Origin of the sequence: Isoptericola variabilis, from assembly GCF_050311655.1 — a bacterium.
GTDB classification, from domain to species: Bacteria; Actinomycetota; Actinomycetes; order Actinomycetales; family Cellulomonadaceae; genus Isoptericola; species Isoptericola variabilis.
Genome location: NZ_JBNOZM010000003.1, coordinates 208,785 through 222,820, shown reverse-complemented (window position 1 = coordinate 222,820; position 14,036 = coordinate 208,785). Strand labels below are relative to the sequence as shown.

At 74.9% G+C, this 14,036-nt stretch carries 17 protein-coding genes; 13 read left to right on the top strand and 4 right to left on the bottom strand.

Annotated elements, in window-relative coordinates:
* Both ACQP60_RS08210 and ACQP60_RS08205 read right to left on the bottom strand, forming a co-directional pair.
* On the bottom strand, positions 1-657 hold the full coding sequence (locus ACQP60_RS08210) for a response regulator (RefSeq protein ID WP_429730524.1): 657 nt from the start codon (positions 655-657) through the stop codon (positions 1-3).
* A 107-nt stretch (positions 658-764) separates the two neighbouring features.
* The gene (locus ACQP60_RS08205; protein WP_429730522.1) at positions 765-1,931 is read right to left on the bottom strand and encodes a sensor histidine kinase; all 1,167 of its coding nucleotides are present in this window, start codon (positions 1,929-1,931) and stop codon (positions 765-767) included.
* A 156-nt stretch (positions 1,932-2,087) separates the two neighbouring features.
* Between ACQP60_RS08205 and ACQP60_RS08200 the strand changes: the two genes are divergently transcribed.
* From ACQP60_RS08200 to ACQP60_RS08150, 11 genes are all read left to right on the top strand, one after another.
* Positions 2,088-2,525 (top strand): hypothetical protein, encoded by a 438-nt coding sequence (locus ACQP60_RS08200; RefSeq protein ID WP_429730519.1) that lies wholly within the window; start codon positions 2,088-2,090, stop codon positions 2,523-2,525.
* Positions 2,522-4,141, top strand: a complete 1,620-nt coding sequence (locus ACQP60_RS08195; protein WP_429730516.1) for a multicopper oxidase family protein — start codon at positions 2,522-2,524, stop codon at positions 4,139-4,141. The genes ACQP60_RS08200 and ACQP60_RS08195 overlap by 4 nt, the downstream gene beginning before the upstream one ends.
* A gap of 51 nt (positions 4,142-4,192) precedes the next feature.
* Positions 4,193-4,768 (top strand): GNAT family N-acetyltransferase, encoded by a 576-nt coding sequence (locus tag ACQP60_RS08190; protein ID WP_429730513.1) that lies wholly within the window; start codon positions 4,193-4,195, stop codon positions 4,766-4,768.
* Positions 4,769-4,826: 58 nt separating this feature from the next.
* Positions 4,827-5,273: a helix-turn-helix transcriptional regulator gene (locus ACQP60_RS08185; RefSeq protein ID WP_429730510.1), complete on the top strand. Its 447-nt coding sequence runs from the start codon at positions 4,827-4,829 to the stop codon at positions 5,271-5,273.
* A gap of 14 nt (positions 5,274-5,287) precedes the next feature.
* The gene (locus tag ACQP60_RS08180) at positions 5,288-5,698 is read left to right on the top strand and encodes a VOC family protein (protein ID WP_429731403.1); all 411 of its coding nucleotides are present in this window, start codon (positions 5,288-5,290) and stop codon (positions 5,696-5,698) included.
* Positions 5,695-6,198 carry a YdeI/OmpD-associated family protein gene (locus tag ACQP60_RS08175; protein WP_429730508.1) on the top strand — a complete coding sequence of 168 codons (504 nt, stop codon included), beginning with the start codon at positions 5,695-5,697 and terminating at the stop codon, positions 6,196-6,198. Before ACQP60_RS08180 ends, ACQP60_RS08175 begins: the two co-directional genes overlap by 4 nt.
* Before the next feature lie 36 nt (positions 6,199-6,234).
* A complete protein-coding gene (locus tag ACQP60_RS08170; protein ID WP_429730505.1) occupies positions 6,235-6,816 on the top strand; it encodes an MOSC domain-containing protein in 582 nt (193 codons plus the stop codon).
* Positions 6,817-6,871: 55 nt separating this feature from the next.
* A complete protein-coding gene (locus ACQP60_RS08165; protein ID WP_429730503.1) occupies positions 6,872-9,253 on the top strand; it encodes an ATP-binding cassette domain-containing protein in 2,382 nt (793 codons plus the stop codon).
* A 22-nt stretch (positions 9,254-9,275) separates the two neighbouring features.
* Positions 9,276-10,043, top strand: coding sequence for an SDR family NAD(P)-dependent oxidoreductase (locus ACQP60_RS08160; RefSeq protein ID WP_429731400.1), 768 nt, complete (start codon positions 9,276-9,278; stop codon positions 10,041-10,043).
* Between the two features lie 62 nt (positions 10,044-10,105).
* Positions 10,106-10,390, top strand: coding sequence for a DUF6412 domain-containing protein (locus ACQP60_RS08155; protein WP_429730500.1), 285 nt, complete (start codon positions 10,106-10,108; stop codon positions 10,388-10,390).
* A gap of 132 nt (positions 10,391-10,522) precedes the next feature.
* Complete coding sequence (locus tag ACQP60_RS08150; protein WP_429730497.1) at positions 10,523-11,302, top strand: YidC/Oxa1 family membrane protein insertase; 780 nt, start codon at positions 10,523-10,525, stop codon at positions 11,300-11,302.
* A 105-nt stretch (positions 11,303-11,407) separates the two neighbouring features.
* On the opposite strand, the gene ACQP60_RS08145 is transcribed toward ACQP60_RS08150, so the two are convergent.
* Positions 11,408-11,869, bottom strand: coding sequence for a DUF2000 domain-containing protein (locus ACQP60_RS08145; RefSeq protein ID WP_429730494.1), 462 nt, complete (start codon positions 11,867-11,869; stop codon positions 11,408-11,410).
* A gap of 114 nt (positions 11,870-11,983) precedes the next feature.
* On the opposite strand from ACQP60_RS08145, the gene ACQP60_RS08140 reads away from it, so the two are divergent.
* Both ACQP60_RS08140 and ACQP60_RS08135 read left to right on the top strand, forming a co-directional pair.
* Positions 11,984-12,445 carry an Lrp/AsnC family transcriptional regulator gene (locus ACQP60_RS08140; protein WP_429730491.1) on the top strand — a complete coding sequence of 154 codons (462 nt, stop codon included), beginning with the start codon at positions 11,984-11,986 and terminating at the stop codon, positions 12,443-12,445.
* An 83-nt stretch (positions 12,446-12,528) separates the two neighbouring features.
* Positions 12,529-13,329 carry an SDR family oxidoreductase gene (locus ACQP60_RS08135; RefSeq protein ID WP_429730488.1) on the top strand — a complete coding sequence of 267 codons (801 nt, stop codon included), beginning with the start codon at positions 12,529-12,531 and terminating at the stop codon, positions 13,327-13,329.
* A 16-nt stretch (positions 13,330-13,345) separates the two neighbouring features.
* Here ACQP60_RS08135 and ACQP60_RS08130 read toward each other — a convergent pair whose 3' ends face one another.
* Positions 13,346-13,945, bottom strand: coding sequence for a GNAT family N-acetyltransferase (locus ACQP60_RS08130; RefSeq protein ID WP_429730485.1), 600 nt, complete (start codon positions 13,943-13,945; stop codon positions 13,346-13,348).
* Between the last annotated feature and the right edge of the window lie 91 nt (positions 13,946-14,036).

Here is a 14,036-nt window from a genome sequence, read left to right as displayed (position 1 = left end):
CTACGCGCCCGGGCGCACCAGACCCGTCTCGTAGGCCAGCACGACCAGCGCGGCGCGGTCGCGGGCGTCGAGCCGGGTGAGCAGCCGGCTCACGTAGGTGCGGGCCGTGGCGGGGCTGAGGTACAGCTCGCGGGCGACCTCGTCGTTGGTCAGCCCGCGGCCCACGAGGGTGAGCACCTCCCGCTCCCGCTCGGTGAGCCCGGCGACGGCGGCGTCGTCGAGCCGGCGGGGAGCGTCGGCCACGGCGCGCATCGCGGCGGCGGTGACGGCGGGGGAGAGCAGCGAGTCGCCGGCGGCTACCGCGCGGATCGCGGCGCGCAGGTCGCCGGGCGAGACGTCCTTGAGCAGGTAGCCGGCGGCGCCCGCGCGGATCGCCTCGACCACGTGCTCATCCTCGTCGAACGTGGTGAGCATCAGGACGCGGACGTCGCGCAAGGTCGGGTCCGCGACGACGGCCCGCGTCGCCTCGATGCCGTCCAGCCCGGGCATCCGCACGTCCATCAGCACGACGTCGGGCCGCAGCTCGCGCACCCGCGACAGGCCGGCGCGGCCGTCGGCCGCCTCGCCGACGACCGCGATGTCGCCGTCGAGCTCCGCCAGCGGGCGCAGCCCCGCGCGCACCAGCTCCTGGTCGTCGACCAGCACGATCCGGATCATGGCTCCAGTCTGGCCGGTCGGCGCCGTCACGTCGGCAGTTCGCGTTCGGCGCGGCAGTCCGGACTGCCGCGCCGAACGCGAACTGCCGCGGCGAGCGGGCCCGGGCCTCAGCGGGGGAGCGTGGCCGGGAGGTCGGCGACGACGGCGAACCCGCCGCCCGGCGCGTCGCCCGCGGTGAGCGTGCCGCCCAGCAGCCTCGCCCGCTCGCGCATGCCCGCCAGCCCGGCCCCGGGGCCCGGCGAGGTGCCGGCGCCGCGGCCGTCGTCCGTCACCGCCAGGCGCAGGTGCCCGTCGTCGACGCGCGCCTCGACCCGCACGTGCCGGGCGCGCGCGTGGCGCAGCACGTTCGTCAGCGCCTCCTGGGCGATGCGGTACGCGGCGGCGTCGATCGCGTCGCTCAGCGCTCCGGGCGCGACGGCGTCGACCACCTCGACGTCGAGGCCGGCCGCCCGCACCGGCGCGACGAGCCCGTCGAGGCCCGCCAGGCCGAGGGCCCCGCGAGGCAGGGCGTCGGGCGCGGGCTCGCGCAGCACCTTCACCGTGGCGCGCAGCTCGTCGAGGGTGCCCGACGCCGCCTCCCGGACGCGGGCGAGCGCGTCGCGCGCGGCGTCGTCGTCCCGCCCGACCGCCTCGTCCGCGACGCCGGCGTGCAGCGCGACGACCGAGAGATGGTGGCCGACGGTGTCGTGCAGGTCGCGGGCGATCCGCAGCCGCTCGGCCTGGAGCCGCTCCTGCGCGGCGTGCGCCTCCTGCTCCGCCGTGAGCTCGCGGACCAGCACGGCGCGCTCGCGGGCCTCGCGCGCCAGCCGGACGGCGACGCCGAGGGCGACCGCCGCCGCGGTGAGCGCGACGTTGGTGACCAGGTCGTAGGCCGTGAGCGCGGCGCTCGGGTCGACGTCGTCGTCGGTCACGCGGAACCAGGTGGCGACGGCGACCAGCACGACGCCGGTGCCCGCCGCCCAGCCGGTGCGCCCCCGCTCCGCCGCCGCGTACAGCGCGGCGACGGCGGGCAGCACCATCCCGATCGGCGCGAAGCCGAGGGCGTAGTAGGCGCACACGCCGAGGAACGTGAGCACGAGCATCGTGCGCGGCGCGACCCGGCGCAGCAGCACCAGGGCGCCGAACCCGACGGCGAACAGGTACGCCGCCGCGCCGGCGTCGCCCTGGCCCGACGGGTCGGCCGCGATGACGACCGCGACGACGAGCGTCGACGCCAGCGCCAGGACCACGTCGGTCACCCACGGGCTCGGTGGCGGCGTCGCGGACGAGGACATGCCGCCAGGCTAGGCGTCGCCCCAGGAGAGTGCCGAACCGCCTGTTCGCCAGCGGGCGGTCGGGGTGGAGGTCAGGGTCGGTGTCGCCCCGGGGCGACAGCAGGAGACGCTCCCGGGCCGATGTGGCGTCCCCCGCCCGGCGGGGAGGGTCGAGGCATGACCTCGAACCTGCCTTCTCCCCAGCCCGGTCCACAGCCCACGCCGTCGGACACTCCGACGCGCGCCGGCATCTCCTGGCCGCTCGTGGCGGGGCTCGCGTCGATGGCGCTGCTCTGGCCGCTCACCGGGCTCACCGGCATCGGCGGCGCGGGCGCGCCGCGCGCCCTGGCCATCGTCGCGCTCACGGCCGTCGTGTGGATCGGCGTCGTCGGCTTCGGCCGCGTGCCTCGGCCCGTGCTCACCCTGACGATGACGGGCCTCGCGTCCGGCGTCGTCGCCCTGCTCGTCTCGACGCTGTTCGGCGGCGTCGGCCTGGGCGGCGAGGGCGCGGCCGCGTGGACCGCGGTCCCGGCGCTCGCGATGGACGCCGGGTGGGGCGCGCTCGCCGGCGTCGTCGCGCTCGGCGTCCAGAAGGCCCGCGGCGGCGCCCGATGACGGCGCGCCCGGCACACCCGCGGCGACCGACCCGCCGCGCGGTGCTGCGCGCGGCGGTGCTCGCCGCCGTCGTCCCCCTGCTGGCCGCCGGGTGCGGTGCGATCCCCGGCTCGGTGACGTCCGTCGACGAGCCGGAGTTCGACCGAGCGCTGCCGATCCCGCCGCTCGCGGAGTCCGAGGTGGTGGACGGCGTGCGCACCTTCAGCCTCACCGCCCAGGAGGGCACGACCGAGCTGCTGCCCGGCGTCGACACCCCGACGTGGGGTTACGACGGCCCGTACCTGGGCCCGACGCTGCGCGCCGAGCGCGGCGAGCGGGTCGCCGTCGACGTGACCAACGACCTGCCCGAGACCACCAGCGTGCACTGGCACGGCATGCACCTGCCGGCGGCGATGGACGGCGGCCCGCACCAGGCGGTCGAGCCGGGTGCCACGTGGCGGCCGACGTGGACGATCGACCAGCCCGCCGCGACGCTCTGGTACCACCCGCACCCGCACGGCGAGACCGAGAAGCACGTCTACCGCGGCCTCGCCGGGCTGTTCCTGCTCGACGACGACGCGTCGCGCGCCGCCGACCTGCCGCAGGAGTACGGCGTCGACGACGTCCCCGTGGTCGTGCAGGACAAGGTGCTCGACGACGACGGGCGGCTGGTCCTCAAGGACGACGGCGGCGAGCCGGGCACGCTCGGGAGCACGGTCGTGACGAACGGCGTCGCGGGCGCGTACCAGCGCGTCACGACCGAGCGGGTGCGGCTGCGGCTGCTCAACGGGTCGACGGCGCGCACGTACTCCCTGGGGTTCGCGGACCGGGGGATGGACCTCGTCGCCACGGACGGCGGGCTGCTGGACGCGCCCGTCCGGCTGGACCGGGTGCGCCTCGCACCGGGGGAGCGGGCGGAGGTGGTGGTCGCGATGCGTCCGGGCGAGACGACGCGCCTGCACTCGTCCGAGGCCGACCTGGGCGGCGTCGCCGCACCGTTCGCGATGGGCGGCAACGACGCGTTCGACGTGCTGGAGCTGCGCGCCGCGGACGAGCTCGCGCCGTCGCCGGAGCCCGCGTGGGCGCCGTCGGAGCACGCCGCCGGGGACGCCCTGCACGAGGAGGACGCGACCGTGACCCGCACGTTCGACCTCGACGAGCGCACCATCAACGGCGAGCGCATGGACGCCGGCCGCATCGACGAGGTGGCGACCGTCGGCAGCACGGAGGTGTGGGAGGTGCGCAACACCATCCCCATGCCGCACAGCTTCCACGTGCACGACGTGCAGTTCCGGGTCCTCACCGTCGACGGCGAGGCGCCGCCGCCCGAGCTCGCCGGCCCCAAGGACACGGTCTACCTGGAGCCGCGCCGCACCTACCGGCTGCTCATGCGGTTCGAGGACTACACGGACGACGTGCTGCCGTACATGTACCACTGCCACATGCTGCTGCACGAGGACGAGGGGATGATGGGCCAGCTCCTCGTCGTCGAGCCGGGGTCCGACGCGCGTCCCGGGCCGTCGGCGGCGTTGTCGGGGGACGACGGCGGTCATGACAGCGGGCACGACGCCACCGGTCCCGTCGTGGGTGACGGGTACGGCCCACGACGGTCCGCCACCGCGCACCGGCACGACTGACCTGCACGAACGGGCTGGCGCAGCGGCCGACGGCGGTGCCAGGATCGCCGGGTGCCCACCCTGCTGCCCGTGACGTTCGCGCCCTTCACCGACCCCGAGCAGCCGGTGCTCGACGTGCCCGCCGCGGGGGCCCTGCTGCGCCCGTGGCGCCCGGAGGACGCCCCGGCGGTGCGCGAGGTGTACGCCGACGAGGCGATCCAGCGGTGGCACGTGCGCGTCCTGGAGTCGGACGACGAGGCGCGCGAGGTGATCGACGGCTGGCGTGCGGGCTGGTCCGACGGGCGCGAGTCGAGCTGGGCGGTGGCGGACGCCGCGGACGCCGCTGTCGTGCTCGGGCGCATGGTCGTCAAGACGTTCGACCCGCACGGCGTGGGCGTCGTCGCGTACTGGACGGCCCCGGCGGCGCGCGGCCGAGGTGTCGCGCCGGCCGCGCTCGGCGTCGCCGCCGCGTGGGCGTTCGAGGCGGGCTTCCACCGTCTCGAGCTGGTGCACTCCACCGACAACGCGCCGTCGTGCCGGGTCGCCCAGAAGGCGGGGTTCGAGGCCGAGGGCGTGCTGCGGCAGTCCGTGCGGCACCTCGACGGCTGGCACGACATGCACGTGCACGCCCGGGTCGCGACGCCCTGAGGTCGGACGACCGGACCCACGGCAAGCGGGCGTCGGCGGGCCGTGGAAGCATCGCACCGTGACCAGCACCGACGCCGACCGGTTGCGCGACCTCGCGCTGCTGCGGCGTGTGCGCGACCGGATGGACCGGGAGTTCGCGCAACCGCTGGACGTGGAGGCGTTGGCCCGCGGCGTGCACATGTCGGCCGGGCACCTGAGCCGGCAGTTCAAGGCGGCGTTCGGGGAGTCGCCGTACAGCTACCTCATGACGCGGCGCATCGAGCGCGCGATGACGCTGCTCCGGCGCGGCGACCTGAGCGTCACGGAGGTGTGCTTCGAGGTGGGGTCGTCGTCGCTCGGCACGTTCAGCACGCGGTTCACGGAGCTGGTGGGGATGTCGCCCAGCGAGTACGCGCGGCGGGCGCGGTCGTCGGCGGCGGGGGAGCTGCCGTCGTGCGTCACGAAGCAGGTGACCCGACCGGTCAGGAATCGAGAAGCGCCCGCGGTGGACCTCCACCTAGCGTGAATTCCATGAGCGACATCGACATCACCATCCACACGACCTTCCTCCCGCACACCGACCCGGAGGCCTCGCTGGGCTTCTACCGCGACCTGCTCGGCTTCGAGCTGGTCCAGGACGTCGGCCAGGGCGAGATGCGCTGGCTGACGTTCGTCTCCCCGGCGCAGCCCGAGACCCGCCTCGTCCTCACCCCGCCCGCCGTCGACCCCGGCATCACCGAGGACGAGCGGCGCACCATCCGCGAGCTCATGGCCAAGGGGGCCTACCAGTCCCTCATCCTCGGCACGAAGGACCTCGACGGCGTCTTCGCCAAGCTGCAGGCCGCCGACGCCGAGGTGGTCTCCGAGCCCACCGAGCAGCCGTGGGGCGTGCGCGACTGCGCGTTCCGCGACCCCGCGGGCAACATGGTCCGCATCGACCAGGTCGGGTGACGACGGTGTGCGTCCCGGGAGCCCCGCGTCTCACCCGGACCACCCGGGAAGGCGAGGGAACGGTCCTGAGGTTTCGTGCCGTCGTCGAACCCGCGGAGAAGATGCAGGGCCTCGAGGTGCCGCCGGAGGTCGTCGAGGCCCTCGACGGCGGCGCCCGGCCCCCGGTGGTCATCACCGTGAACGGCCACACCTGGCGCAGCCGCGTCGCGATCATGCGGGGTCGGCACCTGCTCGGCCTCAGCCGCGCGAACCGGGAGGCCGCGGGCCTCGAGGTCGGCGCGGAGGTGGAGGTCGAGCTGGCGCTCGACACCGAGCCCCGCGTCGTCGTCGAGCCCGACGACCTGGCCCGCGCGCTCGACGCCGATCCCGCCGCCCGTACGGCGTACGATGCCCTTCCGCCGGGCCGTCGACGGCGTCTCGTGCTCGACGTCGACGGCGCCAAGCAGGCCTCGACACGGGCCCGCCGCATCGACAAGGCTCTGGCCGAGCTGCGGGGCTGAGCCGCACCCGCCGCACCCCCGATCGAAGGAGCACAGGTGACCGTCACGGACCCCTCGACCAGCACCCCGTCGTCCGGCACGACGGCGAGCGTCGTCTCGGTGCACGCGAGCGCCGTCCACGGCTTCAGCAAGCCGGCCGTCGACGAGGTGCTCCTGGTCGAGGGCGTCGGTGTCGCGGGCGACGCGCACGCCGGCGTCACCGTGCAGCACCGCAGCCGGGTCGCCGCCGACCCGTCGCAGCCCAACGTGCGCCAGGTGCACCTCGTCCACGCCGAGCTGTTCGACCTGCTGCGCGAGGCCGGGCACGACGTGGCCCCCGGTGACCTGGGGGAGAACGTCACCACCCGTGGGATCGACCTGCTCGGGCTGCCGGTGGGCACCCGGCTGACGATCGGCGGGGCCGTCGTGACCGTCACCGGCCTGCGCAACCCCTGCCAGCAGATCAACGACTTCCAGCCGGGCCTGCTCAAGCAGGTGCTGCGCCGCGGCGACGACGGCCAGGTCGAGCGGCTCGCCGGGGTGATGGGGATCGTCTCGCGCGGCGGCACCGTCCGGCCCGGGGACGCGATCGCCGTCGAGCTGCCCGCCCCGCCGCACCTGCCGCTGACCCGTGTCTGACCGCGCGGGTGTGACCGTGCCGCCGCCGACCATCGACGACCCGAGGAGCCGCTCCGTGACCACGACCGCGACCACGCCCGACCACGCCGCCGACGCGCACGACGTCATCCGCGTGCAGGGCGCCCGCGAGAACAACCTGCGCGACGTGGACGTCGAGATCCCCAAGCGCCGCCTCACCGTGTTCACGGGGGTGTCGGGGTCGGGCAAGAGCTCGCTCGTGTTCGCCACGATCGCGGCCGAGTCGCGACGGCTCATCGACGAGACGTACTCGACGTTCGTGCAGGGCTTCATGCCGTCGCTGCCGCGCCCGGACGTGGACGTCCTGGAGGGCATCACCACCGCGATCCTCGTGGACCAGGAGCGGATGGGCGCCAACGTCCGGTCGACGGTCGGCACGGTCACCGACGCGAACGCGATGCTGCGCAACCTGTTCAGCCGCGTCGGCGAGCCGTACGTCGGGCCACCGACGGCATTCTCGTTCAACATCCCGACGTCGACGGCGAGCGGTGTGTTCAGCACCGGCAAGGCCGGGGGCGAGGTCGACAAGAAGGTCGTCCGCAACCAGGTGTACCTGGGCGGCATGTGCCCGGAGTGCGAGGGCCGCGGCACGGTCTCCGACCTCGACCTGTCGGTCATCGTCGACGAGTCGCGGTCCCTCAACGACGGCGCGATCCTCGTGCCGGGCTACAAGGCCGACGGGTGGATGGTCCGCGGCTTCTCCGAGTCCGGGATGCTCGACGGCGACAAGCCCGTCAAGGACTTCACCGACGCCGAGCGGCACGACTTCCTCTACAAAGAAAAGGGGAAGATCAAGGCGCTCGGGATGAACATGACCTACCAGGGCCTCATCCCCAAGCTGCGCGAGTCGATGTTCAGCAAGGCGCCCGAGTCGCTCCAGCCGCACATCCGGGCGTTCGTGGAGCGTGCCGCGGTGTTCGTGCCGTGCCCCGCCTGCGACGGCACCCGGCTCAACGAGTCCGCGCGGTCGGCGAAGGTCAACGGCGCCGGCATCGCCGACGTGTGCCGCATGCAGATCACCGACGCCGCCGAGTGGGCGCGCGGGATCGACGACCCGGGCGTCGCGCCGCTGGTCGGCGCCCTGCTGCACCTGTTCGACAAGTTCGTCGAGATCGGGCTGGGCTACCTGTCGCTGGAGCGGCCGGCGGGCACCCTGTCGGGCGGCGAGGCGCAGCGCACCAAGATGATCCGGCACCTCGGGTCCGCGCTCACCGACGTCACGTACGTCTTCGACGAGCCGACCGTCGGCCTGCACCCGCACGACATCGAGCGGATGAACGGCCTGCTCCTGGAGCTGCGGGACAAGGGCAACACGGTGCTCGTCGTCGAGCACAAGCCCGAGGCGATCGCGATCGCCGACCACGTGATCGACCTCGGCCCGGGCGCCGGCACCGACGGCGGCACCATCTGCTTCGAGGGCACGCTCGAGGGGCTGCGCGCGAGCGACACCCTCACCGGGCGGCACCTGGACGACCGGGTCTCCGTGAAGCCGAGCGTGCGCGCGCCGTCCGGCTCGCTCGAGATCCGCGGCGCCTCGCAGAACAACCTGCGCGACGTCGACGTCGACGTCCCGGCCGGTGTCCTGACGGTCGTGACGGGTGTGGCGGGCTCCGGCAAGAGCTCCCTCATCCACGGCAACCTCGCGGGGCGGGAGGGCGTGGTCGTCGTCGACCAGGGCGCGATCAAGGGCTCGCGGCGCTCCAACCCCGCCACGTACACCGGGCTGCTGGAGCCGATCCGCAAGGCGTTCGCCAAGGCCAACGGGGTGAAGCCGGCCCTGTTCAGCGCCAACTCGGAGGGCGCGTGCCCCACCTGCAAGGGCAACGGCCGCATCTACACCGAGCTCGGCTTCATGGAGACGGTCGAGACGCCGTGCGAGGACTGCGGCGGCAAGCGGTTCATGGCGTCGGTGCTGGAGTACACGCTCGGCGGCAAGAACATCGCCGAGGTCTTCGACCTGTCGGTCGCGCAGGCGCACGCCTTCTTCCGCGAGGGCGAGGCGAAGATCCCCGCGGCGCACAAGATCCTCGCCCACCTGGAGGACGTCGGGCTCGGCTACGTGAAGCTCGGCCAGCCCCTCAACACCCTGTCCGGCGGCGAGCGGCAGCGGCTCAAGCTCGCCATGCACATGGGCGAGCAGGGCGGCACGTACATCCTCGACGAGCCCACCACCGGCCTGCACCTGGCCGACGTCGCCAACCTGCTCGGCCTGCTGGACCGGCTGGTCGACGCCGGCAAGACCGTGATCGTCATCGAGCACCACCAGGCCGTCATGGCGCACGCCGACTGGATCATCGACCTGGGCCCGGGCGCCGGGCACGACGGCGGGACGGTCGTCTTCGAGGGCACGCCCGCCGACCTCGTGGCCGCCCGCTCCACCGTGACCGGCGAGCATCTCGCGGACTACGTCGGCGCCTGATGAGGGACGGCGGGTGAGGGTGATGGACCGCTTCGCGGGGCGCGTCGCGCTCGTGACGGGGGCCGCGCACGGCATCGGCGCCGCCGTGGTGCGGCGGCTGGCCGCCGAGGGAGCGTCGGTGGTGCTCGCCGACGTCGACACGGCCGCGGCCGAGCAGACGGCGGCGGCCCTCGGCCCGGAGGCGCTCGTCGTGTCGTGCGACCTCACCGACCCGGAGTCGGTCGCCGCCGCCGTGGCCGCCGCCGTCGCGCGGCGGGAGCGGCTCGACGTCGTCGTGAACGTCGCCGGCGGGGCGCTGGCGCACCCGGACCAGCTCGACGGCGGCACCGACGCCGACTGGGCCGCCACGGTGGACCTCAACCTCGCCGGGCCCGCGCGCGTGGTGCGCGCCGCCGCGCCGCACCTGACCCGCCCGGGCGGCGCCGTCGTGCTGGTCGGGTCGGTCAACGGGCTCGCGGCCTTCGGCGGCGACGCGTACTCCGCGGCGAAGGCCGGGCTCGGCGTGCTGGCGAAGAACCTCGCCGTCCGGCTCGGGCCCGACGGCGTGCGCGTCAACGTCGTCGCGCCCGGCACCGTCCGGACCCGCGTCTGGGACGACCAGGGCGGCCCGGACCGCCTCGCGCCGATGTACCCGCTGGGGCGCGTCGGCGAGCCGGCGGACGTGGCCGCCGCCGTCGCGTTCCTCGCGTCCGACGACGCCGCGTGGATCACGGGCGTCACGCTGCCCGTGGAGGGCGGAGTGCTCGCCGGGCCGCTCGCGACGTTCGCCCGGCTCTCCGACGAGGGGTGAGCGGCGCGCTATCGTGACGGGAGCGCCTCGGGACGAGGCGCGCGACCACGAGGGGAGACGGCATGGGTGACGCCCTGCTCGTGCTGGCGCGCGACGTGTCGTCGTCGCTCGCCGTCCTGCTCGGCACGCCCACGCTGACGACCCTGCTCCTCCTGGTCGGTGCCGCCGGTCTGGTCGCGATGGCCCTGACCTTCGTGGCCCGCGTGACGACGGTCGGGCCGCGCCTGCTGCCCGTGACCGCGCCCGTCCTGCGGCGCGACGACGAGCTCCCGCCGCTCGTCACCCAGAGCGATCCCCACGCGCCCGGCCGCCCCCGGCCCCGCGCTCCCGGTCGCCTCGGCGGCTGATCCCCCTCGGGCACTGCCCGGACCGTCCCCGCCCGGACGGCGCGCCGTCGTGCGCGCCGCGCGCGGCGACCCCGCACGCCCGCGGGGTGATCGGCGAACGCGTACCCCTGCCGTTCGACCGAGGAAACCCCCATGGATCTCTTTGCCCTGCCCCCTGTCGCCGCCGTGCTCGGCGGCGCGTACCGCGCCCTGATGGGCCTGTCGCACCTGCTCGAGCCGGCCCTCGGCGCCGGAGCCGCGGCGGCCGCCGTCGTCGCCGTGACCCTCGCCGTCCGCGCCGCCCTGATCCCCGTCGGCGTCTCGCAGGCGCGGGCCGAGCGCACCCGGGTGCGGCTCGCACCCCGCATCGCCGAGCTGCAGCGGCGGCACCGAAAGGACCCCGAGGCGTTGCAGCGCGCCACGATGCAGCTCTACGCCGACGAGGGCACCACGCCCCTGGCCGGCTGCCTGCCGATGCTGCTGCAGGCCCCGGTGGTCGGGGTCATCTACGCCGTGTTCGTGCACGCGGAGATCGCCGGCGGCGCCAACGCCCTGCTGGGCCACACCCTGTTCGGGGTGCCGCTGGGCACCAGCCTCGTCGGGGTGCTCTCCGGCGGGGCGCCCGGCGTCGCGGCCGTCGCCGTCCTCGGCGCGCTCGTGCTCGCCGTCGCCGTCGTGGCGGAGCTGACGCGGCGCGCCACGCTGCCCGGCGGACCGATCGCCGTCCCCCGCATGACCGCCACGGCCGCGGCCCCGGCGGGGATGCAGCGTGCGCTCGGCGCGCTGCAGTTCGTCACCGCCGCCGTCGCGTGCTTCGTGCCGCTCGCCGCGGGGCTGTACCTGCTCGTGACGGTCGCGTGGACGCTGGTCCAGCGGATCCTGCTGCGCCGCCGCTTCCCGCTCGACGCCGGGCCGAACACGGGAGGACGGTGAGCCGCGGTCGGATCCCGGTGGAGCCGGTCGTCCGGGTCGTCGCCGCTCCGGTCCGCACCTGCTCCACGGGCCCCGTCCGCCGCCGGCAGGGGTGCCGGAAGCTCCTCACAGCAGCGGCAGGCTGCGGATGATCCGGTCGACCCTGTTCCGCGGTCCGACGATCCCGACGGCCGCGTACTCGAAGGCCTCACCCGGGGTCTGTGCCACGGCGTCGAGGTACTCGTCGTAGACGCGGACAGCCTGGCCCACGGCGGGCATGTCGGCGACGAAGGTGAGCTCGTGCGCCCCGGCCCTGGCACGGATGTCCCGCAAGGTTCCGGCGTCCGCCGTGACGATCGAGCAGCCGGTCCACGGCAAGCCGGGATGGACCGTGCCGTCGGCGTCCTTGGCGTCCGGGCCGAGCAGGCCGTCCACGTGTGGCACGGTCGCCGCCGCCACGCAGATCGCCGCGTTCGCCGCCTGGCCGGGCGTCAGCGTGTCGCGGACCGCGACCACCCACTTGAGCCGGGCCCGACGGGTCGGGGTGGACGTGTCGATCTCCTCCGGGGCGAACCCGATGCCGGTCATGCCTGCCTCATTCCTGGTCGTTCGTGCGGCATATCGCGGCTGACGCTACGACAGCGCTCGGACAGTGTGCGCAGAATCCGTACGACATTCGGCAGAAGTGCCAGAATCGACCATATGGACGAACTTGATCGGGCGATCCTCCGGGAGCTCCAGTCGGATGCACGGCGCACCAACCGGGACGTCGCGGCGGCGGTCGGGGTGTCGCCGAGCACCGCGTTGGAGCGCACCCGGTCGCTGCGCGGTCGCGGCGTGATCCGCGGTGCCCTGCTCGACGTCGACCTCGCGGCGATCGGCCGGCCGGTGCAGGCGCTGGTCTCGGTGCGTGTCCGGCCACCGTCGCGCGAGGTGATCGAGGAGTTCCGAGACTGGGCGCAGGACCTCCCTGAAATGCTCGGGGTCTTCGTGACCACCGGCACGGCCGACTTCGTCCTGCACGTCGCCGTACCCGACAACGACCGGCTCTACGCGTTCGTCATCGACCGACTCACACAGCACCGTGCGGTCGCGGACGTGCGGACGTCCGTGGTGTTCGAGCATCTGCGGACGAGCCGCGTCGACCCGGTCCCGGGCGCCTGAGCCAGGCCGTCACGTCCGGGCCTCCGGCGTCGTCGGGGTGGCAGGACGCGCGGTGGTCGCGCGACGACGGAGGAGGACGGCAGATGACGTCGGCAGCACGCATCCTGGTCACCGGCGGGACGGGACACCTCGGCAGGCTGGTGGTGCCGCGGCTGGTGCGGACGGGAGCACAGGTCAGGGTGGTCAGCCGCAGCCCGCGCGCGGACGGCGACGGGGTGCGGTACGTCGTCGCCGACTGGACGACGGGCGACGGCCTGGCGCAGGCGGTCGGCGACGCGGACACGATCGTCCACCTCGCCGGCGACCAGCTCCACAACGAGCCGATGGCGCGGGCGCTGGTGCGGGCGGTCCGGGACGCCGGCACTGACCCGCACCTGGTGAACGTCTCGGTGGTGGGCGCGGAGAAGGTCCCGGTGAGGTCCGGCTTCGACCGCCGCGCCCTCGGCTACATGGCGAGCAAGCTGGCCCAGGAGCGGGTGCTGGAGGAGTCCGGGATCGCGTGGTCCAACCTGCGCGCCACGCAGTTCCACGAGCTGGTGCTCATCGCCGCCCGGGCGCTCGCGAAGCTGCCGGTGGTGCCCACGCCGTCGGGCTGGCGGGCGCAGCCGATCGCGGCCGACGAGGTCGCGGCGCGCCTGGTCGAGCTGGCCCTCGGCGACCCGCAGGGCCGCGTGCCCGACCTCGCCGGTCCCGAGGTGCTCACGTTCCGCGGGATGGTGCGGGACTACCTCGACGCCGTCGGGTCGCGACGCCCCACGATGCCGGTCCGCGTGCCGGGCGCGGCGTCGCGGGCGTACGCGGCGGGCGGCAACCTCGCGCCCGACCGCGCCGTCGGCAAGCAGACGTGGGGCGAGTTCCTCGCGGAGCACGTCGAGCGACGCTGACGGTGCTCGGCAGGGATCAGAGGTCGACGCGCATCACCGCGCGGCGCGACGTCGGGCGGCTCACCTCGCGGAACCCGGCGGCCTCGAACACCGACGCCACCCCGACGTAGAGCTCGCCCCACGAGTCGCTGTACCCGGGCTCGACGACCATCGGATAGCCCTCGACGGCGCGCGCCCCGCGGGAGCGGGCGTGCTCGACGGCGGCGGCCGTGAGGGCCGCGCTGACCCCGCGACGGCGGTACCCGGCGCGGGTCACGAAGCAGACCACGGCCCACACGCCGTCGTCGTCCTTGTCCTCGTCGCGGCCCGACCAGGGCACCCGGGCGGTGCGCAGCCGGGCGTACGCGGTGCGGGGCTCGACGGCGCACCAGCCGGCGGGCTCGCCGTCGAGCCAGGCGACCAGCCCGCTGGTGGTGGGGGCGTCCGGCTCGCCGCAGTGCGTGTCACGGCGCAGCGCGGCCGCCCGCTCCTCGCGGGCGCTCTCGCGCCAGTCGGACGACGGCGTCTGGAACCACCGGCACTGGCAGCGCGCCCCCTCGCCCCGCGGGCCGAGCACGGTCTGCAGGTCGTCCCACGACGCCTCGTTCGCGGGCCGGACGACGATGTCGGACGTCATCGCCCCATCGTGCCCGGCAGCCCGGCCGTCCTCCACAGGGGGTGTCGACGTCGCGGTCGGTCCCCGTCCTGTGCAGAGACGAGGACCGACC

Coding starts and splice junctions, on each gene's coding strand:
- ACQP60_RS08205 (WP_429730522.1), bottom strand. CDS start 1,931: ATGTCCTCGTCCGCGACGCCGCCACCGAGCCCGTGGGTGACCGACGTG.
- ACQP60_RS08150 (WP_429730497.1), top strand. CDS start 10,523: ATGGATCTCTTTGCCCTGCCCCCTGTCGCCGCCGTGCTCGGCGGCGCG.
- ACQP60_RS08135 (WP_429730488.1), top strand. CDS start 12,529: ATGACGTCGGCAGCACGCATCCTGGTCACCGGCGGGACGGGACACCTC.
- ACQP60_RS08145 (WP_429730494.1), bottom strand. CDS start 11,869: ATGACCGGCATCGGGTTCGCCCCGGAGGAGATCGACACGTCCACCCCG.
- ACQP60_RS08130 (WP_429730485.1), bottom strand. CDS start 13,945: ATGACGTCCGACATCGTCGTCCGGCCCGCGAACGAGGCGTCGTGGGAC.
- ACQP60_RS08200 (WP_429730519.1), top strand. CDS start 2,088: ATGACCTCGAACCTGCCTTCTCCCCAGCCCGGTCCACAGCCCACGCCG.
- ACQP60_RS08160 (WP_429731400.1), top strand. CDS start 9,276: ATGGACCGCTTCGCGGGGCGCGTCGCGCTCGTGACGGGGGCCGCGCAC.
- ACQP60_RS08195 (WP_429730516.1), top strand. CDS start 2,522: ATGACGGCGCGCCCGGCACACCCGCGGCGACCGACCCGCCGCGCGGTG.
- ACQP60_RS08210 (WP_429730524.1), bottom strand. CDS start 657: ATGATCCGGATCGTGCTGGTCGACGACCAGGAGCTGGTGCGCGCGGGG.
- ACQP60_RS08155 (WP_429730500.1), top strand. CDS start 10,106: ATGGGTGACGCCCTGCTCGTGCTGGCGCGCGACGTGTCGTCGTCGCTC.
- ACQP60_RS08140 (WP_429730491.1), top strand. CDS start 11,984: ATGGACGAACTTGATCGGGCGATCCTCCGGGAGCTCCAGTCGGATGCA.